We start from the raw sequence: 21,590 nt of genomic DNA, 5'->3' as shown, positions 1-21,590 counted from the left end.
TTAATATGCCGCCGAACCGGGTTATTGTGCAGCGCAAAGTTGAGGCGCCGTGACGTGACGTCAGCCGGTCATTTTCGAGGGAGGCGCCTGTGAGAAAGGCGCAGGCTGCGCGCTCGGCGACCAGCGCCGCAGGATCGCGCGCGACGGCTACGCGACGCCGGCTCGCGCCCGCAGAGCGGACGGAGGCGATCCTCGAACAGGCCCTGCAGCTCTTCGCCGAGAAGCACTATTCCAACGTCACGATGCGCGACATCGCGGGCGCGTGCGGCATCAATCCGGCGTTGATCTACCACTACTTCGAAAGCAAGGAGGACCTGTTCCGTCGGGCTCTCGGCTACGCGATCGAACAGCTCTACGCCGGCTTCGCGGCCGTCCGCGAGACCGCGACGACGCCCCGCGCGGAGATCATGTCGTGGCTCGACATGCATCTGTCGATCGCCCAGACGGTCACGCGCATGACGCAGCTGATGTCGGACCATTCGGCCTCGCACGACGACCGGACCGGCGCCGGCGCGCTCATCGCGCAGTTCTACGCCTTCGAGCAGGCCCTTCTGGAGGACTGCATCCGCCGGGGGATCGCGGCCGCCCATTTCAGGACGGTGGACGTGGCGAGGACGGCCCGAACCATCAGCCTGCAGCTCGACGGGATCTTCTACGCGTCGTCGAGCCGCGGCGACGACCGCATCGCAAGCGACATCGCCGACCTGAAAAGCCTCGTCGCGACTTTGCTCGATCCCTGACGGCAACGCGGAGGAGCCCTGATGGCTCCTCGACCAATCGACGCGCCTCAGCGTGTCATCCGCCGGCGAATACGACGCGCGCCCCGTAGCGTTCGAGTTCCAAAAACTCCTCACGTTTCTCGACGGTATCGGTCACCAGCGTCCATCGGGCCGGCAAAGGCGCCCAGGCCGAGCAATTGGCGCGACCGATCTTCGTCACGTCGGCGAGCACGACGGTTTCGCGCGCCTGCGCCATCATCAGCGACTTCAGCGCGACCTGCTCTAGGCTCGCCTCGCAGAGGCCGCGGCCCGCCACCACGCCGTCCGCGCTCATGAACACGCGGTCGGCCGTCATGCGCCGCATGGCCTCGATCGCGAGCGGACCGACGGTCCCCATGCTGGTCGGCCGCAACGCGCCGCCGAGCGCGATGAGCGTGACGCCGGGCTCGTCCGCGAGAAGCGGCAGCACCGCCAGGTTGTTGGTCACGATCGTCAGCTTTCGGCCGCGCAGCCGCTCCGCGAAGGCGACGACGGTCGAGCCCGCGTCGAGGATCAAAGTGTCGCCGTCCTCGACAAGAGCCGCCGCGGCCTTCGCGATAGCGCGCTTGGCGGCGTTATTGATCGCGAAGCGCTCGCCGAGCGTCGTCTCGGGCTGATGGTTCGCAAGGATCGCGCCGCCATAGGTGCGCCGGACCGCGTTGTCCCGTGACAGCCGCTGAAGGTCCCGACGCACCGTCGAGGCCGAGACGCCGAAGCGAGCGGCGAGGTCCTCGACGTCGGCCTCGCCGGCGCGCAGCGCCTCCAGGAGCTGCGCGCGGCGTTCTCGGCTGCGGATCACCTCGGGCGCCTCCGGATTGCGTGGGCCGGAGAAATTGCCCGCTCCACGCCGTCTTGGCTATCGCCTCGAACGTCGCGGGCCCTTCAGGCCGCGCGCTTCGGCGCGAGGGCGACCGCTTGGCGGAGCGCCTCGACCATCGAACCCTCGTCCGCGATCCCCTTGCCGGCGATGTCGAAGGCGGTGCCGTGGTCGACGGACGTGCGGATGACAGGCAGCCCCACGGTGATGTTCACCCCCGCCTCGAGTCCCAGCACCTTGATCGGCCCGTGGCCCTGGTCGTGATACATGGCGACCACCATGTCGTAGTCGCCTCGGCCCGCGAGGAAGAACAGCGTGTCGGCCGGCAGCGGCCCGCGCACGTCCCAGCCCTTGGCCTTGCACGCCTCGACCGCAGGCGTGATCTTCTTCGCCTCTTCGCCGCGGCCGAACAGGCCGTTCTCGCCGGCGTGCGGGTTGATGGCGCAGACGCCGATCTTCGGGTTTTCGATCCCGGCCTTCACCAGCACGTCGTGACCGCGCGCGATGACGCGCTCGACGAGGCCCGGCTCGATCTTCGCGATCGCGTCCAGCAGGCCGATGTGGGTCGTGACGTGGATGACCCGGAGCTTGGGCGACACCAGCATCATCGAGACCTCCGGCGTGCCGGTGAGATGCGCGAGCAGTTCGGTGTGGCCGGGATATTTGTGGCCAGCGGCGTGCAGCGCCTCCTTGGAGAGCGGCGCGGTGCAGATCGCCTGGGCCGCGCCGGCCTCGACCACCCGCACGGCCTTCTCGATGTACCGGTAGGCGGCCTCGCCCGAGACCGGCGACACCTCGCCGAAGGGATGGTCCTTCGGCACCAGCTTGAGGTCGACGCACTGAACGGATCCCGGCGCGAAGCGGACGTGGCCCGCGTCCTCGACGGCCTCCACCGTGAGCGACGAGCCCACGATCTCGCCGGCCTTCCGCAGCCGTTCGGCGTCGCCGACGACGAGCGGCGCGCACATGGCCTGCACGTCCCCGTGCGCCAGCGCCTTCATGATGACCTCCGGCCCGATGCCGGAAGGATCGCCCATGGTGATCGCGATCGTCGGACGGCTCATGCGAAGGATCCCTTCTGGCGGACGGCGCGAAGCGCGCGCACGATGCGGATGAGGCTCTGGTCGTCGCCGAAGGCCCCGGCCTTGGTCGCGACCGGCACTGACAGCGCGCCCATGGAGAGCCCGAGCGAGACGCCTGGCTCGACCTCGTCGACGAGCCGGATGCCCTGGACGCCGAAGCGCGAGAGCAGCGCCGCGGCGGTCTCGCCGCCGGTCGCCGCGAAGCCGCTCATGACGGCGGCGGCGGGCCGGAGCGCGTCGGCGAGGCCGGACGCGAGCCGCGGTCCGAGCCGCATGTCGAGCGCGTCGCCGATCGTGATCTCGACCAGCACGTCCTCGCCCGCCCGGAGTGTTTCGGAAACGCGGCGGCCGAGGGCTGCGCGGCCTTCCATGTCTTCGAGCAGCAGCTCGGGATCGGCTGGGATATGGGCGACAAGCCCTTCGTCGCGCAGCGCCGCCGCGCCCCTGCGCGAAGTCGCGGCGAGCGAGCCGACGACGATGAGCGCGCCCGCCGCCGAAGCGTCCACCGCCGGCGGTTCGGCGCCGGGCCTCGCCTGGACGGCGGCGAGCGCATGGGCGAGACCGGCCGAGCCGATGAAGAAGGTTCCAGGCGCGGCCGGCAGGCTCGCCTCGGCAATCCGCGCGAGGTCCTCGTCGATTTCGGCGTCGCAGACCGCGACGGCGCCTGTCGCCGCGAGGCGCGCGAAAGCGGCCCTCAGCCCGTCGAGCGGACCGCGGATTTCGGCGAGCCCGACGGTCTTGGCCATCACCCCGGCGCTCGCCAGCACCTCGACGAGGTCGGCGCTCTCATAGGTGTGGTCCCGCCGCCAGAGCTCCGTCGCCTCGAGCGCCTCGCCCGCCACCAGCACGCGGCCTTCGATCGTGGTGCGGCCGACGCCCGGAAAGGCCGGCGCGAACACTCCGAAAGGCTCCGCGCCCGCCTTCCGGAGATGCGCGATCGCCGCCGCGGTCTCGGCGGCCGGCTGGCCGCGCAGCGTTGAATCGATCTTCTTGAAGAGCGTGCGGTCCGGCCCGAGCAGGGTCTCGAGCGCTTCGGCGTGGCGTGCGGCGGCGGCCTCGGCCGTCATGTTGCGGCTGTCGGCGTCGTAGGAGAACGCCTCCGGGCGCTCGGCCGGGGCAGGCGCCGCGCCCCAGCCGACGGCCGCCGCCCGTCCGCGCTTGGCGAAGGCGATCGCGCAGTCGGCCGCTCCCGTCAGGTCGTCGGCGAGGATGAGCCAGCGCCCATCCATGTCAGCGGCCGGGCGTCGGGGCGGTGGGAACAGGGTCGGCCGGGGCCGCGGCCTCCGTCGCCTCGCCCTCGTCGCGGTCTTCGGGCCGGCCGAAGACGCGCGCGGTCCAGGCGGTCGCGATGGGGACGAGGATCGCGGTCACGACCACGCAGGCCGCGACCAGCACCGTCGCATGCGTCGCGGCCTCGGCGTAGGCCGGGTTGGCCGACGCCACGATCGCGGGCACCGCGGCCGCGTTGCCGGCGGTCGAGGCCGCGGCGACGCCCGCGACGCCGGTGCCGCCCGTCAGGCGGTCGGCGAAGAACAGCGGAACCCCCGTCACCACCACGACGCCGACGCCCATGGCGAGGCCGAGCAGGCCCGCCTGCCAGACCTTCGACAGATCAAGCCCCGCGCCGAGCGCGAAGGCGAAGAACGGGATCATCACCGGCACCGCCTTCGACAGGAAGGCGCGCATCTCGCGGTCGAGATTGCCGATGATCATGCCGACGACGAGCGGCAGGATCGCGCCGACCATGGTCTGCCAGGGAAAGGCCGAAAGCCCCGCGACGCCCAGCGTGATCATGGTGAAGAACGGGCCGCTCTCGAGCGACATGATGGTGTAGGCGCCGACGTCGCGCGGGCGGCCGTACTGGCCCATCAGCGCCATGTAGAGGCCGCCGTTCGTGTCGTTCATGGCGGCGACGATCGCGAGCGTGGAAAGCCCGGCGAACATGCCGGCCGAAACCGGAGCCTCGCCGAGGAACTGGCCGAACACCACGCCGAGCACCACCGCGATGCCGACCTTGGTCACGAGCAGCGTGCCGCCCTTCTTCACGATGTAGGGGGTGGCGCGGAAGTCGATCGAGGCGCCCATGCAGACGTAGAACACCGCGAGGATCGTGAGCGCGCCGGAGAACAGCGCGCCTGTGAACGACCCGAAGAACTTGGGCGTGCCTGGAAAGAAGGTCGCGATCAACGCGCCCAGGAGCAGCGGCACCACCATCATGCCGCCGGGCACGCGTTCGATCGCCCGCTTGATCGGCACCTGCATGTCAGCCTCCCTGTCTGCGCGTTTCGCGCATGTTTTGTCTGGCGTTGCAGGCCGAACGCGCACGGACGGCCCAGTCTCACTGCGTGATCGCCCGAAATGCGCAGATCGTCAATCCTTATGCGCGTTTTGCGCAGGAAGGGTTTGACAGCGCAAGATCTCCCCGCCATCCTAATGAATATAGCGAGCATAAGTTCGCATTCCGAACATACGAGCGCCGCCAAGGCGCCGGGCCATTGGGAGGACGAGATGAGCGAAAGCGTTGACGTCGACGCCCGCCCCGCAGCGGCCGGACGATCGGCGGCGTCCGGCGATGCGAAGAACTTCGTCGGCAGCGTCGCCAAGACGTTCGCGGTCCTGAGCGCCTTCGGCCCCGACGCCGCCGAGCTGACAGGCGCCGAGATCGCGAAGCGCGCCGGGCTTGACCGCGGAGCGGCGTTCCGCTTCGCCCACACGCTGGCGGCGCTCGGCTATCTCGCGCCGGTGGCGGGCACGCGGAAGTTTCGCCTGACGCTCAAATGCCTGGAGCTCGGCTTCACGGCCCTCAGCCAGCGCGACCTGCCGTTCCACGCCCGCCCGCTGCTCGCGGACGTCGTGCCGTCGGTCTCCGACAGCGCCTCGTTCGGCGCGTTGCACGAGGGCGACGTGGTCTATCTCGCGCGGATCGAGCAGTCCGGCCCGCAGCCGGTCAGCCGTCGCCCGGGCAGCCGCACCGGCGCCTACGCCGCGGCGCTCGGCCACGCAATCCTCGCCCATCTGCCGCGGGATGCGCAGATCGCGCATCTCGACGCCGCCCCGCGCGTGAAATTGTCGGAGCGGACGCTGATCGACCTCGACGCGCTGACGGCCCGCCTCGACGAGGTGCGGGCGCGCGGCTTCGCGGTCTCGGACGGCGAAAACGCCTACGGGCTACGCACCGTCGCCGCCCCCGTCTTCGACGCCGAGGGCCTCGCGGTCGCGGGCGTCAGCCTCACGATCCGCGCAGAGCGCATGAGCGTCGACGATTTCGTCGATGTCGCCGCGCCCCATGCGATCCGCATCGCAGGCGCGCTCTCGGACGCCGCGCGCCTGTCTCTGGGCGCGATCGCGGTGCCGCCCGCCGGAGGATGGTCATGACCTCGCTCGTCGCCCCGATCGAGCTCCTGCGCCCCGCGCGGATATACTTCGGCCCCGGCATGCTCGCCGGGCTCAGGGCCTATGTGGCCGAGCGCGGCTACACGCGTCCGCTCGTCGTCGCCGACCCCTTCAACGCCGCCCGCGTCGACCTCCTCGGCTTGTGCGGCGCCGTCGCGGTCTTCGGAGAGGTGAAGCCCGAGCCCGACGCGCCGAACCTCGACAAGGCGCTTGCGCTCGCCGCCGAAGCCCGCCCCGACGTCGTGATCGGCTTCGGCGGCGGCAGCGCCATGGACCTCGCCAAGCTCGTGGCCGTGCTGCCGGGCTCGGGCCAGACACTGAAGGACGTCGTCGGGCCGGAGAAGGTTTCGGGCCGCACCGTCGGGCTCATCCAGATCCCGACGACGTCCGGCACGGGCTCCGAGGGCGGGACACGCTCGCTCGTCACCGACCCCGAGACCAAGAACAAGCTTGCGGTCCAGAGCCGCCACATGCTGGCGGATCTTGCGATCGTCGATCCCGACCTCACCATGACGGTTCCGCCAGCCGTCACCGCGGCGACCGGCGTCGACGCCATGGCGCATTGCGTCGAAGCCTTCACCTCCAAGAAGGCGCATCCGATCATCGACGCTTATGCGCTCGAAGGCGCGCGGCTCGTCGGCCGCTACCTCGCCCGCGCGGTCGCCGACGGGGCGGACCGTGAGGCGCGCGTCGGGCTTTCGCTCGCCTCGCTCTACGGCGGCTTCTGCCTCGGGCCGGTGAACACGACCGCGGGCCATGCGGTCGCCTATCCGCTGGGCACGCGCCACCACGTCGCTCACGGCCTCGCCTGCGCGCTGATCTTCCCGCACACGCTCGCGTTCAACGCCCCGGCGGTTCCGGAGAAGACCGGTCTGGTGCTTGAGGCGCTCGGCCTGAACGGCGCGACCGATCCCGAGGCCGCATTCGCGGGCGCCTACCGGTTCTGCTCCGATCTTGGCGTCGAGATGCGGCTGTCCGCGCTCGGCGTGCCGGACAACGACTTCGAAACCATGGCGACGGAGGCCCACGCCATCCGCCGGCTGCTCGACAACAACCCACGCGACATGAGCCGCGGGGACATCCTCGCGATCTACGCCAAGGCCGCCTGAGAAGCGGCCGTCGTCACGACGCGGCCGGACGGCCGCGGATCAAACCTGGAGGACGCCCAATGTTGAAATCCCTGCTGGTCGCGGGCCTCGCGCTCGCGACGCCGCTTTCGCTCGCCCTGACGTCGTCCGCGCACGCGGCCGAAGGCGACTGGCCGAAGAGGCCCATCACGCTGCTGGTGCCGTTCACCGCCGGCGGCACCGCGGACATCTTCGCCCGTATGATCGGCGACCACCTGAACAAGGTCACCGGCCAGCCGATCGTGGCGGAGAACGTCGGCGGCGGGGGCGGCACGCTCGCGCTCGGACGGCTGGCGCGCTCCGACGCCGACGGCTCGGTGATCGCGATCGCCTCGACCTCGAACCTCTCCATCCATCCGACGCTGCTGAAGGACCGGATCCAGTACCAGACTCTGCGCGACCTCGCGCCCATCACCCAGATCTCGCTCGTGCCGAACCTGCTGGTCGTGAACCCGGACCGCATCAAGGCCCGCACCGTCCAGGAGCTCATCGACCACCTCAAGGCCAATCCTGAAAAGGTCTCGTTCGGTTCGTCGGGCGTCGGCACCACGCAGCATCTCGCCGGCGAGCTGTTCATGCAGCGCACCGGCACGAAGATGACGCATGTCGCCTACAAGGGCTCAAGCCAGATGATGCCGGATCTGATCGCCGGACAGATCGACATCGCCTTCGACAACGCGCCGCTGCTCTGGCCGCACATCAAGTCGGGCAAGCTGATCGCGCTCGGAACCGCGACCGCCGAGCGCCTGAAGGTCGCGCCGGATCTGCCGACCGTCGCCGAGACGGTTCCGGGCTTCCAGGCCGTCGCCTGGCACGGCTTTCTCGCGCCGGTGAAGACCCCGAAGCCGCTGATCGAGGCCTACGCCAAAGAGATCAACGCCTTCATGGAGCGTCCCGAGACGCAGAAGCGGTTCGAGGAGCTTGGCGTGCTGCCGATGCACACGTCGCCGGAGGCCTTCGCGAAGCTGATCGGCGAGGAGGCCGGGCAGTGGAGCAAGGTCATCGAGACCGCCGGCGTGAAGCCCGAGTGAGCTGAACGACCGCCTTCGTCCCGGCCGAAGCGCCGGGACGACGGCCTCCCTGTCCCGCGATCCTTCCGAGAGACCCATGACCGCCCGCGAAACCTTCGTCGCCCTCGTGACCTGCTTCGACGACGCCGAGGAGATCGACTTCCGCGCCACCCGCGCGCAGGTGCGCCGGCAGGTCGAGGCCGGCAACCACATCATGTGCGCCGGCACCAACGGCGACTTCACCGCGCTCACCTTCGAGGAGAAGGTGCGGCTGACCGAGGAGGTCGTGGCGGAGGCCGGCGGCAAGGCCCGCGTCATCGTCAACGCGGGGATGCCCGCGACCTACGAGACGGTGAAGCTCGCGCGCGAGTTCGACCGCATCGGCGTCGACGGGATCGCGGTCATCACCCCGTTCTTCATCGAATGCACGCAGGACGGACTGATCCGGCACTTCTCGACGGTCGCCGACGCCGTGAAGACGCCTGTCTATCTCTACGACATCCCGGCCCGCACCCAGAACCACATCGAGCCCGAGACCGCGCGCGTCCTCGCCCGCCACGGCAACATCGCGGGCATCAAGGACAGCGGCGGCCAGCAGGCGACGCTCGAGGCCTACCTCGAAGTCTCGAAGGCGGAAGGTGACTTCGACGTCTATTCCGGCCCGGACTCGCTCGTGCTCTGGGCGTTCCAGAACGGTGCCAAGGGCTGCATCTCCGGCCTTGGCAACGTCATGCCCAAGGTGCTGGCGGAGATCGCCGAAGGCTACAACGCGGGCGACCTAGCGAAAGCCGAGGCCGCGCAGGCGAAGTTCACCGCCTTCCGCACCGACCTCTACAAGCTCGGCTACCCGCCGGCGCTGGTGAAGCGCTCGCTTTACCTGATGGACCCTTCCGTCGGCGCGAGCCGCCAGCCGGCCCTGCCGCCGAGCCCCGAGCAGGACGAGAAGATCGCCGCCCTGCTGAAGACCCATGGTCTCGTCTGAGGAGCGCCCGATGACCGTCGTCGCCACCACCTCGCCCGGCTTCGGCCGCTACGGCGCCGTGCCGGACAAGCTCGCGCAGAAGGGCTGGACCTTCGTTCGCTGCGTCGACGTGACGAAGCCGGACGGGGGCCTCTCGGAGCATCTCGCTGACGTCGATTTCCTGGTCGCGGGCCTCGTCAGGGTGACCGAGGAGACGCTTGGCGCCGCGCCCAAGCTCAAGGCGGTGTTGAAGCATGGCGTCGGGGTCGACAGCATCGACGTCGCGGCCTGCACGGCGCACGGCGTTCCGGTGCTGAACACGCCAGGCGCGAATGCGGCCGCGGTCGCGGAGCTCGCGATCGGCATGATGTTCGCGTTCGCCCGCAACATCCCGGCGGGCCACCAGGGCGTCGTCACCGGCGGCTGGAACCGCGTCGTCGGCAGCGAGATCGGCGGCAAGACGCTCGGGATCGTCGGCCTGGGCGCGATCGGCCGGTCGCTCGCGCTGAAAGCCTTAGGTCTCGGCATGACGGTCGTGGCCTCCGACCTCTATCCGGACCGCGACTTCGGAAGCCGCCACGGCGTCGAGATCGTGGAGCTCGACGAACTTCTGAAACGTTCCGACTACGTCTCGCTCCACGTCTTCGGCGGGGCCGACAACGCCGCGCTGATCAACGCCGAGCGCCTCGCGCTCATGAAGCCCACAGCCTGCCTGCTCAATCTCGCACGCGGCGAAGTTGTCGACCTCGACGCCCTCGACGCGGCGCTCACCGCGGGGAAACTCGCGGGCGCCGGGATCGACGCCTATGCGGTCGAGCCGCCGGACGTCTCCCACCCGATCTTCCGCCAGCCGCGCGTCGTCTTCACGCCGCACACCGGCGCCGACACGGTCGAGTCGGTCGAGCGCGTAGGGCTGATGAACATCGAGGACATCGAGACGCTGATCGCCGGCGGTCGCCCGGCCCGCGTGCTCAACCCGCAGGTGTTCGAGCGCACGGGAGCGCCGGCGTGACCGCGCCCCGCTTCCTCGCCGAGGAGCTGGTCGCGTACGCCGAGGCGTTGTTCTCGGCCGCCGGTCTTGAGACCGACAAGGCGCAGGCTGTCGCGACCTATCTGGTCGAGGCGGACCTGATGGGCCACACCACCCACGGCCTCGCGCTCGCCGCCTGGTATCTCGACGCGGTCGCGGACGGCGTGATGACCAAATCCGGCGCGCCGAACGTGGTCTCCGATCGTGGCGCGGCGGTGTGCTGGCGCGGGCGGCGCCTGCCGGGCGCATGGCTGACCGCGGAGGCCGTCAAGCTCGGCTGCGAGCGCGCCAAGACCCATGGCGCGGCCACGATCGTCATCGGCGACAGCCACCACATCGGCTGCCTTGCGGCCTATCTGCCGATCGCGACGGAGCAGGGCCTTATGGTCACGATCGCGAGCTCGAGCCCCTCCGGCGCGCAGGTCGCGCCGTTCGGCGGACTGAAGGGGCTGTACACGCCAGATCCCGTCGCCCACGGCGTCCCCACGCCTGGCGACCCGATCCTGATCGACATCTCGGCCTCGATCACGACGGTCAACATGAGCCAGCGGCTGCTCAAGGCCGGCGAAGCGTTCCCGCACGACTGGCTGATGGACAAGGACGGCGTCCCATCGCGCGACCCAAAAGTGATGTCCGAGGGTGGCACGCTGCTGCCGACCGGCGGGCTCGACCACGGCCAAAAGGGCTACGGCATGGCGCTGCACGTCGAGGCGGTGACGCAAGGGTTGGCGGGCTACGGCCGCGCCGACGCGCTGAAGGGCACCAACGCCGCGGTGACCGTGCAGGTCTACGATCCGGAGGCGTTCGGCGGTCGTGAGGCGTTCTTGCGCCAGACCGGTTGGCTTGCGGACGCCTGCCGCTCCAACCCGCCGCGGCCGGGCGTCAACGCGGTGCGGCTGCCGGGAGAGGCGGCGCTGAAGCGCAAGCGCGAGGCGCTCGCGAACGGCGTCGCGCTCCACGACGGGATCCTCGCCTCGCTGGAGCCGCACGCGGCTCGGCTGGGCGTTCGAACGCCGACCGCGATCTGAGGCGCGAATTTACAGTATCGCCGCGTCCGTCGAGACCGGCGCGGAACAACTCTCGGTCGCAGTATCAGGAACAGCTTCCAGGCGCGTTAGCGCTGGATGATATGTCGACGTAGTTCTCAGCCGCGTTGCAGATGATCGAGGACGCCCGCAACGTCTCCTGGTCGGGGACGGCGGTCGGAGCGTAGTACGCCAACGTTGCCGTAAGAACGTCGGCTGCGCCGCGGTCGCCGCTCTTGGCGCCGAACTCGCGCAGCGCCGCCGCGAGTATGGACTGCGCCAGCCGTTCGCTTTCGATTTCGAGCTTTTGCAATTGGCCGCGCAGCGTTTGGACGTCCTCGGGACGGGGCGTGTCGGAGAACGACTTCAACGCGCGCCGGATGGACCGAAGCGGCGCGACCGCGACCGCGCGCCACGGCGCGACGGCGCGATCCAACGCGGCGATCTCCTCCTGGCCGACCGCGAGTCCGCGTTGCGTCGCAGCGTAGAGCGCGACCAGCAGGACGTTGACGTCCACGCCGAAGCGATCTTGCAGGGCGAGGCAGGCCGGGGCGACGCCCGGGCGCGAATAGACCGCCAGCGCGAAACGCCAATGCGGATCGTCCGGCTCCCGCGCTTCGCTCGCCGGAGCGTCGTTCACGCGTCCTCCGCGTCGAGGCGCGGCGTCGTCGCGGGCGTCCCGCGCCTCGCTTTCGTCACACCCGACCACCTTCTCGACAGCTTCGCGTCGAGGCCGAACAGGTCGAGCGCGCGGCCGACCGTGTGGTCGATCATATCGTCGATCGTCCGCGGGCGGGCGTAGAAGGCCGGGACAGGCGGCATCACGATCGCGCCCATCTCCGTGACGGACGCCATGCTGCGGATATGGCCGAGATGGAGCGGCGTCTCGCGCACGAGCAACACGAGGCGGCGGCGCTCCTTCAGCACCACGTCGGCCGCGCGCGTCAGCAGGGTGGAGGTGACGCCGGTCGCGACCTCGGAGAGCGTGCGGATCGAACAGGGCGCGACGAGCATTCCCGCCGTGCGGAAGGAGCCGCTCGCGATAGAGGCGCCGACGTTCTCGATGCTGTGGAACTCGCTCGCCAGCGCCCTGAGGTCCGCAAGGCGGAGGTCGGTCTCCTGCGCCAGCGTCACCTGCGCGGAGCGGCTCATCACGAGATGCGTCTCGACGCCGAGCTCGCGCAAGACTTCGAGCGCGCGCACGCCGAGCATGGCGCCGGACGCGCCGCTGATCCCGATGACGATCGGGAGCTGGCTTGCCGCCATCACGCCGGCGCGCATTCGAAACGGCGCTCCGGATAGCACCAGGGGCAGGCCTCCTCCGCCGAGCGGCCGAGCGGGTCCCAGTCGGGGAGCGAGTCCCAGACCGCCTCGCCCGCGGCCTGCGCCTCGGCCATCAGCGCGCTGACGTCGACGCCCGGTATGACGCCGTTCTCCATCCGCACCACGCCATCGACGATCACGGTGTCGACGTCGTCGCCGACGCCGCATTCCACGACGCTCTTCACCGCGTCGCGCACAGGACCGTAGCGCAGCGAATTGCGGCCAGCGAGGTCGATGATCACGATGTCGGCGAGCGCGCCGGGCTCGAGCCGTCCCAGATCGTCTCGCCCCACCGAGATCGCGCCGCCGAGCGTCGCCGCTTCGAACGCCTCGCCGGCGGTCGCGGCGAGATAGCTGTGGCTCATGAGCTTCCCGAGATAGGAGGCCGTGCGCATGTTCATGATCATGTCGCGCGGATAGGTGTCCGATCCGATCGAGATGTTCACGCCCGCCTCGCGGTAGCGCTTCCAGCTGTCGAGCGTGCGGCCGCGTCGCACGATGTTGATCGGGCAGTGCGAGATCGAGACCCCGGCGTCGCCCATCAGCTTGAGGTCCTGCGGCCGGGCGTAATTGAGGTTCGGATTGTCGGCGATGAAGTTGCCGTGGCCGATGTTCAGCGTGGGACGGAGCATGCCGAGACTGTCGAGCAGCTCGATCGGCGTCATCATGTGCTCGCGCACGATGTCATGGAACTCGAGCACGCTGTAGGCCGCATGGGTCGCCATCGGAAGGCGCGCTCGGTCGGCTTCCTCGCGCGTGCGGCGCAGAAGCTCGACGCTCGCGGTCTCGACCTCGCGCGGGACGAGAATGCCGCGGACGCGGCCGTCCGCGTCGCCGTCATGCGCTGCGATCCAATCGAGCGCGGTCTTGAGCCCGTCGAGGCCAAGCCGGTCGTCACGGGTGCGCTTCAGGCGGCCGCGCTCGTCGCCGACCCAGCGCCCGCAATCGAAGCCGGGCGCCAGATAGGCGCGGGTCCCGAGCCGCGTCACCTCGGCCAGGAGCGCGTCCTGCACCTTCAGCTGGCTGCCGAACTCCACGAAGGTGGTGACGCCGTTCCTCAGCAGCTCGGCCACCGTGAAGCGGGCGTTGAGCTGAAAGGCGGCCTCCGCGCCTGCGTCGCCATGCTTCAGGTAGCGCGGGTCGCCCTTCACGGTCGCGCCCTCGCGCGGAACGCTGATCTCGAGGAAGGGCTGGCCGAAATACATCGGCCGACCGGCGTCCGAGATCAGCCGATGCGAGGCGCGATGTCCGGAATGGACATGGGTGTCGATGAACCCCGGGCAAACGAGCCGGCCGCCGGCGTCGATCGTGCGGTCGATCTCGCCCTCGAAGCCGCGGCCGACGAACACGATCCGATTGCCTTCGAAGACGAGCTCGCCGTCACGTATGAGCACATGACGGCCCTTCTCGTGGGCGACGAGCCAGCCGGCGTCGATCTTGGTGCGCATCTGCGTTCGACCTCAGCTCGGCTGGACGATGGAGCGGCGGGCCCGGCTGGCGAACCGGAGCTGCCAGACAAGGATCGCGCCGCCGAGACCCGCGCCGAGCAGCTCGGTCGTCGGGTTCGGCGCGATCAGCATGACGCCGGCTGCGAACAGGACGAAGCGGAGCGGACGGGCGAGCGCGCCGAACAGGTAGCCTCCCGAGGCGGCGGCGGTGGCCGTGACGCCGACCATGGCCGTGCCGACGGTGCGGACGACATGCAGCGCCTCGCCATCGAGCAGGATGCCCTGGTCGAAAACGAAGGCGAACGGGATGATGAAGCCGGGCACCGCGATGCCGAAAGCGATGAGGCCCGTGTTCCAGAGAGATCCGCCGCTGATGCCCGCGGCCGCATAGGCCGCGAGCGCGACAGGCGGCGTCACCATCGAAAGCACCGCGAAGTAGAAAATGAAGAGGTGCGCCGCGAGGCCCGGCACGCCGAGATTCTGCAGCGCCGGTCCGACGAGGATCGCTGCGACCATGTAGGCGGCGGCGGTCGGCATTCCCATGCCGAAGATCAGCGTCAGGAGCATCGCGCCGACGAGCGAGATCAGCAGGGAGCCGCCGGCGATTTCGAGGATCCAGCGTTCGAGATGCAGCGCCATGCCGGTGTGGACCAGCACGCCGACGATGATGCCCGCGACCGCGGACGGAATCGCGACCTCGGCCGCGCCGCGCGCGCCCGCGACCGTCGCCTCGTAGATGTCCTTGAGGCCCATCCGGGTCGACGCCCGCACCCAGCTGATCACGACGATCGCCGCGAGGCTGACGGCGCCGACGCGCATCAGCGAGTACTGCGCGGTGAGCAGGTAGATCATCAGGCCGAGCGGCACGAGGATGTGCCAGCGCTCGCGCAGTCCCCGCAGCGCCGCCGAGACCGGCAGTTCGGCGTTCGGAGCAAAGCCGTGGCGGCGCGAATAGGCGTCGATCAGCACATAGAGCGACAAATAGAACAGAACGGCCGGCACGATCGCCGCATAGGCGACGCTGCCGTAGCTGACCCCGACGATGTCGGCGAGAATGAAGGCGGCCGCTCCCATCACGGGCGGGGCGAGCTGCCCGCCGGTCGAGGCGGTGGCTTCGACCGCGCCGGCGAAGTCCTTGGAGAAGCCCGTGCGCTTCATAAGTGGGATGGTGATCACGCCGTCCACGAGGACGTTCGCGACCGCGCTGCCGGACACCGTGCCGAACAGGCCGGAGGACACCACAGAGGCCTTGGCGGCCCCGCCCCAGGCGCGGCCGGTGACGCAATAGGCGAGGTCGACGAACAGGTGGCCTGCGCCGCTCCGCTCGAGGAACGCGCCGACGATCACGAAGTAGAAGACCATGTTGGCCGAGGCCGATATCGGCGTGCCGAAGACGCCTTGCGTCGAAAGCACCTGCAAATCGACGAAGCGCATCAGGGACATGCCGCTGTGGCCGAGCGGCCCCGGCAAATAGGGGCCGACGAAGACATATGCGATGAAGGCGGCCGACAGCAGCATCAGCACGTTGCCGGCGACACGGCGGCAGGCCTCCAGCAGCAGGGCGATCAGACCCAGGCCGAACACGTAGTCGGCCGTGAAGACCTCGTCGACGCCCTCGATGCGCTCGGACACTCGGGCGCCCTGGAACCAGAAATAGACCGCGCAGGCGATCGCGAGCGCCGCGCACATGAGATCGAGAGGCGAGACCGGATCGTCCGGCCCGCGCCGCGACCGCCATCCGAAGATCAGATAGGCGATCGCGGTGGTCGCTCCGACGTGGACCCCGAGCATCGAGATCTCGAACAGGTTGCGGCCGATCGCCAGCGGGGCGAATTGGGTCACGGTCAGCGCGACCGCGATCACCCCCACCAGAACCCGCGCATGGCGCCCCGACAGCATCATCGCGTCTCTCCCGCAGACCCGCGCCCCGACGTCCCGGACCTCAGTTGGTCAGTCCGGCTTCCTTGAAGTATTTCGCGGCCCCCGGATGCATCGGGCAGTTGCCGTTGAGCGAAGCTTCGCCGGCCTTCTTGGGATCGAAGTCGGCGAGACCGGCGTGGATCTTGGAGAGCTTCGGGGCCTCTTCGATGATCGTCTTCACGAAAGCGTAGGCGACCTCGTCGGGCACGTCCGCGCTGACGAGGATGTTGGAGGCGGCCATCACGGTCGGGATCGGATCGGGCTGGCCCTTGAAGGTTCCGGCCGGCACGGTCGCGGTCGACCAGCCGTACTTCTCGACCATGCCTTTGATGACCTCTTCGGGCAGCGGAAGCATGATCGTGTCGTTGACGGTCGTGATCTGGGTCGCGGCGGGATGGCCCTTGGTCACGACATGCGCCCAGCCGTCCGCCTGCCCGTCTTTGATCGACTCCGCAGCGCCCGAACGCTCGGTCGCCTCGATCATGCCGCCCTTGCCCGCGACCGCCTCCTTGCTGGAGCCGAGCAGCGACAGGATCTGCCGCACGCCCTGCTCGCCGGTGCCGCCGGCCTTGGTGGTGAGCAGGTGAAACTTGTTCTTCCCCTCGGCGATGTCGCTCCAGGACGTCACGCCCGAGGCCTTGGTGACGAAGGCCGCGAGATAGTAGACGTCGAGCCCGCCGATGAGGCCGCGCACCTTGTCCTGCTTCGACTTGAAGGTTCCGAACCCGCCGCATCCCTCTGCGGAGGTCACGGCGAAGGAGATGCCGAGTTCAGCCTCGCCGTTCTGAATGAGCTTGATGTTGCCGACGCCGCCGGCGATCGGCAGCACGTCGATGCTGGAGCCCGCAGGCAGCTTCGGCCGCACCATGTCGGCGATGCCGGCGCCGTAATTGTACCAAGCCGAGCCGACGCCGACCGTCGCCATCCGCAGCTTGACCGGGGCCTCCGCCGCGGCCGGCGAGACGGCGAGGATGGCGGCCGCAAGGCCCGCGCGGAAGGTTGTCAGTCGTGCCATGCCCTTGCTCCCATGCTCGCCGGGCGACGCCCGGCTGGTGAGCCGATAGGGTCGCCGCGCCCTCAGAGCGCGACGCCGGCCTCGGCGAGGATCGAACGGGCGCGCGCGCGCTGCTCGTCGGAGATGACGAGGCGCTCGGCGAAGTCCCGGCCCGTGGGACGGGTCGCGTCGACGCCCATCTTGGTGAGGGTGAAGTTCTCGGGGTCCGAGCTCGGATCGAGGATCGCGCCCTTGCAGCCCGGCACGAAGAAGATGTCCTTCTCGGCGCGCACCCGCGTCGCGATCGCCCAGAACACGTCGTTCATGTCGAAGATGTCGACGTCGTCGTCCACGACGATGACGTACTTCGTGTAAAGTTCGGTCGAGAGCGCCGCCATCGCGGCCATCTGCGGCTCGCCGTCGGCGATCTTCTTGAGCGAGACCACCGCCATGAAGGCCCCGCAGGTCGAGTGCGGCACGTGCACCGCCTGAACGTTGGGCAGGTTGCGCTTGAGCGCGTTGAGGATCTCGCCTTCGCGCGTGACGCAGGAGATCAGGATGTGATCCTTGGCCATGCCGGCCGTGACGCTGTGCAGCATGGCGTCGCGCCGCATGCGCACGCGCTTGGCCACGAAAACGTTCTGGGTCGAGCGGTAGGAGGCGTAGCCCGTGAACTCGCCGAACGGTCCCTCGGGCTCGTGAACGCCGGCGAGAATCTCGCCTTCGATGACGATCTCGGCCCCCGCCGGAACCTCAAGGTCGGCCACCCCGCAGCGCGCGAGGCGATAGGGCTCGCCGAACAGGCCTCCGATGATCTCGAACTTCCGCACATGCGGCGGATAGGCGTAGGTCATCGAGCCCATGTAATGGAGCGGGTGCACGCCGAGCACGATCGCGGCCGGCAGGTTGTCGCCCTTCGCCTCCGCCCGCCGGTGGAACTCGTACATGCGCCGGCGCGAATGCAGCGAGACGCCGAGGCGGTCCTTGCCTTTCAACATCAGGCGGTGGAAGCCTGTGGTGTCGACGCCGGTTTCCGGATCGCGCGCCGTGATCTGGCCAGCCGTGATGTACGGCGCGGCGTCCACCGAGAACTGCAGCGGGATCGGCAGCGCCGTAAGGTCGATGTCGTCGCCCTCCAGCACGACCTCGTCCCATGGCGCGCTCGCGACCGTCTCACAGGGCAGATATCTCTGCGCCCGCTCGCGGAACGCCATCGGCAGGTCGGAAGGGTCGACGTCGAGGCAGGCCGCGAGCAGCCTGCGGTTGGCCGCGACATTGGTGACGAGCGGGATCGGCTTGCCGTCGATGTCCTCGAATAGGACGACCGGGCTGCGGCCAGCCTTCTCAAGCTCAAAGATCAGCGACGTCGGCTCGAAGCGCGACGAGACCTGCTGGCGAACCCGCAGCATCTCCTCGGGGAAACGCGTCTCAACCATGTCGAGGAAGCCGCGCAGGCTTTGCGGATCAGCGTTTTGAAAAGCCACGTCGATTGCCCCGGGGGATCACGCTGCCGGAAGCGATCGATAAACCTCGCCCCGACACATCATCAGCATGCTGACGATTGGATCGGGCGCAACGTCAGAAATTAGCGCCTCTCTGGTCAGAGAATGCGCAAAGACGTGCGGCTGTGCAGATTGTTGGCTTCGACGAGCCGACGCAGAGTCCGGGTGAACGCCTCGCGCTCTTCGGCCGGCAGGGGCGCGATCAGGCGGCCATGAGCCCGGTCGAGGGCGCCGCGCATTTCAGCGAGCAAGGTCTCGCCGGCGGCCTCCAGAAACACGCGACGGAGCCGTTTGTCCCGCAGATCGCTCTCGCGCCGCACAAGCGCGCGTCGTTCGAGCCGCGCCAGGACGTTGGATGTTGTGGTGCGATCGACGCCGATCTCGGCCGCGAGCTTCGCTTGGTCGATCCCGGGATTGAGGTGGGCGACCTGCATGACGCTGGTCTGGACCGGCGTGGTGCCGAAGGCCTCACATTCCTGCAGATAGATCGCGACGTAGATTTGGTGCAGGCGGCGCACGAGAAATCCGGGGCGCGCGAACAACTCGATCGCCTTGCCGTCGTTCAATGACATGTCGCGCGCTCCAGTTGGATTCTCCCGTCGAGCCGAGCCGTAGCCGTCATCGGCTTGCTGGATCGACGCCTAAGCGACAAGGCCGCCGCTGAGATATTTTGAAGGACCAACAGGGATTTTCAGGAGAGAGCGTTTCGTCGTCGGAAAGCGGTGGCCTGCTCGTCGATTGAAACCGCACCGAGACGGTCGCTTCCGGCCGCACCGCGCCGATCGCTTCGAAAAAAGGCGGTTGTTCGACGGCGCATACGCGCGACTGGCCGGAAAGCAAGCGGCGTTCTCGATACCCCGCCAAATTTGCCGCCGGCGCTGGGCAAGTTGCAGGCGATAGAGGGCGGCGCAGGGCGGAAGCCGGACGCGGCGGAGTAGGGCGGGTCGATCCGGAAACAGGATACGTTTCGAGACACACGAAATTTCTCTGAGGCGAGCAAACCCTACAAAGGAGGGGTCTAAGGCGCTTCAAAAAAACTGCGTGGCGGAGGGGGCGGGATTCGAACCCGCGATACGGTTGCCCGCATACACACTTTCCAGGCGTGCGCCTTCAACCACTCGGCCACCCCTCCAACGAGGGCGAGGGATTATCAAGCGGACGGCGCGGTGACAAGCGCGACAGAGCGGGTGAGAGCTTCCGTCGCGTCGCGCTCTGCAGATAGCGAGATCGCGCCCCGAGACAAAGCTCGCAACCCGGATTGTCCCGGAGCCCGTCCCGGCCCATCTTCTCCCGCGATCGCGACGTCCCCGCGTCGCGCCAACAGGAAGCTCGACGACGCCTATGATTCGATTCCTTCTTCGCCTCCTCGGCTTCCTCGTTCTCGCCGCGGGTTTCGTCGCCCTGGTGGTCGACGGCGCGCGCTCGATCGCGGCCGGCGTTCTGTCGCTCACGCCGACGGCCCAGTCCTGGGCGCAGTTCTCGCCCGACACGCTCGAGAGCGTGAAGCGCTTCGTCGCGGATCTTGGCGTCCCGGCGCTCGAGAATCCGGTCCTGTCCTCGATCCTCGCGTCGCCGACTTTCGCGCCGCTCATCGTCATCGGCGTGCTGCTGATGCTCCTCGGCCGGCGGCCGCGGCGGCGGGTCGGCGTCGAGCCGTGACCGCCCGCGACGCGGCCTGACGACCGTCCCTCGATCGGGACGCTTGCCGGTCCGCCACGGCCATGCCATGGCCTGCTGAGGGTCGGAGAACGCGGCGCGCAGGCCGCCGGGGCGTGGGAAGACGATGATCGCACGGACGCTGGAGCGTGGACTTTTCGCAAGCCGCTGGCTGATGGCGCCCTTCTATGTGGGGCTTGTCGTCGGGCTGGTGGTGCTTCTGGTCAAGTTCCTGCAGGAGCTGGTGCATTTCGCAGAAGGCGTGCTGCACGCGACCGAAAGCCAGGTCATCCTCGGCGCGCTGTCGCTGATCGACCTGTCGCTCACCGCCAACCTCATCCTGCTCGTCATCTTCTCGGGCTATGAGAACTTCGTCTCGCGGATGGACCTGCACGACCAGAGCGAACGTCCGGAATGGATGGGCAAGGTCGACTTCTCCGGCCTCAAGATGAAGCTGATCGCGTCGATCGTCGCGATCTCGGCGATCCAGCTGCTGAAGTCGTTCATGGATCTCGGCGCGACCAGCGATCGCGACATCTACTGGATGACGGTGGTGCACGCGGTGTTCGTGCTCTCTGGCGTGTTCCTCGCGCTCTCCGACTGGCTGACCGACCAGGCGCACGGCAAATCAGGCGACAGCCACGCCCCGAACCCCGAAGGCGAGGACACCGAGGAGCATCGCGCGAAGGAAGCGGCCGAGAAGCGCGGAGCCGCGGCCGGCGCCGAGGCGGGAGCCAAGGCCGCCGAGCACTGACGGCGCGGCCGGCCGCTCAGGCGACCGGCGAGGCCGTCGTCTTGGGCTCGAACGGGCAGAGGTCCGCGATCAGGCAGGACGGGCAGTCCGGCTTGCGGGCCTTGCAGACGTACCGCCCGTGCAGGATCAGCCAGTGATGGGCGTGACGCCGATAGGCGTCCGGCACCACGGCCTCAAGCCCGAGCTCGACCTCGAGCGGCGTCCTGCCGGGCGCGAGCCGGGTGCGGTTGCCGACCCGGAACAGATGGGTGTCGACCGCGATCGTCGGCTCGCCGAAGGCGACGTTCAGAACCACGTTCGCAGTCTTGCGGCCGACGCCCGGCAGCAGCTCCAGCGCGGCGCGCGAGGGCGGCACCGCGCCGCCATGCTCCGCGATCAGACGCTCCGACAGCGCGATGACGTTCTTCGCCTTGGCGCGGTAGAGGCCGATCGTCCGGATGTGCTCGCGCACCCGCTCCTCGCCGAGCGCGACCATCGCCTCGGGCGTCGCTGCTTCGGCGTAAAGGCGGCGCGTCGCCTTGTTGACGCCGACGTCGGTCGCCTGCGCCGAAAGCACGACCGCCACCAGCAGCGTGTAAGGATCGACGTGCTCCAGCTCCCCTCGCGGCTCCGGGTCGCGGGCGTGGAAGCGGCGGAACATCTCCTCGACCACCGCTGGCGGCAGCCGTTCGGGCGCGGCCGCTTTCCGATGCGCGGGCGCCTTCGCGGGGGCCTTGCGCGCGGTGGCGGATTTCCGCGCGGCGGCGCGGGGGGAGGTCTGGCGAGGCGGCATGGGCGGGTTATACTGAAC

21 protein-coding genes and 1 tRNA gene are annotated in these 21,590 nt (G+C 69.1%); 9 read left to right on the top strand and 13 right to left on the bottom strand.

Annotated features, from left to right (window positions below; genetic code table 11):
* Nucleotides 1–89 precede the first annotated feature (89 nt).
* Nucleotides 90–740, top strand: a complete 651-nt coding sequence (locus PKE78_RS03435) for a TetR/AcrR family transcriptional regulator (protein ID WP_271199438.1) — start codon at nt 90–92, stop codon at nt 738–740.
* A gap of 55 nt (nt 741–795) precedes the next feature.
* Here PKE78_RS03435 and PKE78_RS03430 read toward each other — a convergent pair whose 3' ends face one another.
* From PKE78_RS03430 to PKE78_RS03415, 4 genes are all read right to left on the bottom strand, one after another.
* On the bottom strand, nt 796–1,557 hold the full coding sequence (locus tag PKE78_RS03430) for a DeoR/GlpR family DNA-binding transcription regulator (protein WP_271199437.1): 762 nt from the start codon (nt 1,555–1,557) through the stop codon (nt 796–798).
* An 83-nt stretch (nt 1,558–1,640) separates the two neighbouring features.
* Nucleotides 1,641–2,639: a 4-hydroxythreonine-4-phosphate dehydrogenase PdxA gene (pdxA, locus tag PKE78_RS03425; RefSeq protein WP_271199436.1), complete on the bottom strand. Its 999-nt coding sequence runs from the start codon at nt 2,637–2,639 to the stop codon at nt 1,641–1,643.
* Entirely contained in the window at nt 2,636–3,886 is a 1,251-nt protein-coding gene (locus PKE78_RS03420; protein WP_271199435.1) for a four-carbon acid sugar kinase family protein, read from the bottom strand. Before PKE78_RS03420 ends, pdxA begins: the two co-directional genes overlap by 4 nt.
* Nucleotide 3,887: 1 nt before the next feature.
* Nucleotides 3,888–4,919, bottom strand: a complete 1,032-nt coding sequence (locus tag PKE78_RS03415; protein ID WP_271199434.1) for a 2-keto-3-deoxygluconate permease — start codon at nt 4,917–4,919, stop codon at nt 3,888–3,890.
* Between the two features lie 246 nt (nt 4,920–5,165).
* Between PKE78_RS03415 and PKE78_RS03410 the strand changes: the two genes are divergently transcribed.
* The 6 genes from PKE78_RS03410 to PKE78_RS03385 all read left to right on the top strand — a co-directional run bounded on the left by PKE78_RS03410 (nt 5,166) and on the right by PKE78_RS03385 (nt 11,206).
* Nucleotides 5,166–6,032, top strand: coding sequence for an IclR family transcriptional regulator (locus PKE78_RS03410; protein ID WP_271199433.1), 867 nt, complete (start codon nt 5,166–5,168; stop codon nt 6,030–6,032).
* Complete coding sequence (locus tag PKE78_RS03405) at nt 6,029–7,159, top strand: iron-containing alcohol dehydrogenase (RefSeq protein ID WP_271199432.1); 1,131 nt, start codon at nt 6,029–6,031, stop codon at nt 7,157–7,159. Before PKE78_RS03410 ends, PKE78_RS03405 begins: the two co-directional genes overlap by 4 nt.
* 59 nt (nt 7,160–7,218) lie before the next feature.
* The gene (locus tag PKE78_RS03400) at nt 7,219–8,208 is read left to right on the top strand and encodes a Bug family tripartite tricarboxylate transporter substrate binding protein (protein WP_271199431.1); all 990 of its coding nucleotides are present in this window, start codon (nt 7,219–7,221) and stop codon (nt 8,206–8,208) included.
* A gap of 76 nt (nt 8,209–8,284) precedes the next feature.
* Nucleotides 8,285–9,169 carry a dihydrodipicolinate synthase family protein gene (locus tag PKE78_RS03395; protein ID WP_271199430.1) on the top strand — a complete coding sequence of 295 codons (885 nt, stop codon included), beginning with the start codon at nt 8,285–8,287 and terminating at the stop codon, nt 9,167–9,169.
* A gap of 10 nt (nt 9,170–9,179) precedes the next feature.
* Nucleotides 9,180–10,160: a phosphoglycerate dehydrogenase gene (locus PKE78_RS03390; protein WP_271199429.1), complete on the top strand. Its 981-nt coding sequence runs from the start codon at nt 9,180–9,182 to the stop codon at nt 10,158–10,160.
* Nucleotides 10,157–11,206, top strand: coding sequence for an Ldh family oxidoreductase (locus PKE78_RS03385; protein WP_271199428.1), 1,050 nt, complete (start codon nt 10,157–10,159; stop codon nt 11,204–11,206). Before PKE78_RS03390 ends, PKE78_RS03385 begins: the two co-directional genes overlap by 4 nt.
* Before the next feature lie 64 nt (nt 11,207–11,270).
* Here PKE78_RS03385 and PKE78_RS03380 read toward each other — a convergent pair whose 3' ends face one another.
* From PKE78_RS03380 to PKE78_RS03345, 8 genes are all read right to left on the bottom strand, one after another.
* Nucleotides 11,271–11,843: a TIGR02444 family protein gene (locus PKE78_RS03380; RefSeq protein ID WP_271199427.1), complete on the bottom strand. Its 573-nt coding sequence runs from the start codon at nt 11,841–11,843 to the stop codon at nt 11,271–11,273.
* Complete coding sequence (locus tag PKE78_RS03375) at nt 11,840–12,484, bottom strand: UbiX family flavin prenyltransferase (RefSeq protein ID WP_271199426.1); 645 nt, start codon at nt 12,482–12,484, stop codon at nt 11,840–11,842. The genes PKE78_RS03380 and PKE78_RS03375 overlap by 4 nt, the downstream gene beginning before the upstream one ends.
* Entirely contained in the window at nt 12,469–13,974 is a 1,506-nt protein-coding gene (locus PKE78_RS03370) for a chlorohydrolase family protein (RefSeq protein ID WP_271199425.1), read from the bottom strand. Before PKE78_RS03370 ends, PKE78_RS03375 begins: the two co-directional genes overlap by 16 nt.
* Nucleotides 13,975–13,986: 12 nt before the next feature.
* The gene (locus PKE78_RS03365; protein WP_271199424.1) at nt 13,987–15,876 is read right to left on the bottom strand and encodes a TRAP transporter permease; all 1,890 of its coding nucleotides are present in this window, start codon (nt 15,874–15,876) and stop codon (nt 13,987–13,989) included.
* A 40-nt stretch (nt 15,877–15,916) separates the two neighbouring features.
* Nucleotides 15,917–16,909: a TAXI family TRAP transporter solute-binding subunit gene (locus tag PKE78_RS03360; RefSeq protein WP_271199423.1), complete on the bottom strand. Its 993-nt coding sequence runs from the start codon at nt 16,907–16,909 to the stop codon at nt 15,917–15,919.
* Between the two features lie 62 nt (nt 16,910–16,971).
* Entirely contained in the window at nt 16,972–18,372 is a 1,401-nt protein-coding gene (locus tag PKE78_RS03355; RefSeq protein ID WP_271199422.1) for a UbiD family decarboxylase, read from the bottom strand.
* A gap of 116 nt (nt 18,373–18,488) precedes the next feature.
* Complete coding sequence (locus PKE78_RS03350; protein WP_271199421.1) at nt 18,489–18,962, bottom strand: MarR family winged helix-turn-helix transcriptional regulator; 474 nt, start codon at nt 18,960–18,962, stop codon at nt 18,489–18,491.
* A gap of 470 nt (nt 18,963–19,432) precedes the next feature.
* Nucleotides 19,433–19,522 (bottom strand) — tRNA-Ser (locus PKE78_RS03345).
* A 209-nt stretch (nt 19,523–19,731) separates the two neighbouring features.
* On the opposite strand from PKE78_RS03345, the gene PKE78_RS03340 reads away from it, so the two are divergent.
* Both PKE78_RS03340 and PKE78_RS03335 read left to right on the top strand, forming a co-directional pair.
* Nucleotides 19,732–20,049 carry a hypothetical protein gene (locus PKE78_RS03340; protein ID WP_271199420.1) on the top strand — a complete coding sequence of 106 codons (318 nt, stop codon included), beginning with the start codon at nt 19,732–19,734 and terminating at the stop codon, nt 20,047–20,049.
* Between the two features lie 124 nt (nt 20,050–20,173).
* A complete protein-coding gene (locus PKE78_RS03335; RefSeq protein WP_271199419.1) occupies nt 20,174–20,800 on the top strand; it encodes a TIGR00645 family protein in 627 nt (208 codons plus the stop codon).
* A 16-nt stretch (nt 20,801–20,816) separates the two neighbouring features.
* Here the strand turns inward: PKE78_RS03335 and nth are convergent, their stop codons facing one another.
* The gene (nth, locus tag PKE78_RS03330) at nt 20,817–21,572 is read right to left on the bottom strand and encodes an endonuclease III (RefSeq protein ID WP_271199418.1); all 756 of its coding nucleotides are present in this window, start codon (nt 21,570–21,572) and stop codon (nt 20,817–20,819) included.
* Nucleotides 21,573–21,590 lie beyond the last annotated feature (18 nt).

The organism is Methylopila turkensis, from assembly GCF_027922325.1.
Taxonomy (GTDB): domain Bacteria; phylum Pseudomonadota; class Alphaproteobacteria; order Rhizobiales; family Methylopilaceae; genus Methylopila; species Methylopila turkensis.
Note: the sequence above shows the minus strand (reverse complement) of the source record. Positions and strands in the feature narration are given on the sequence as shown.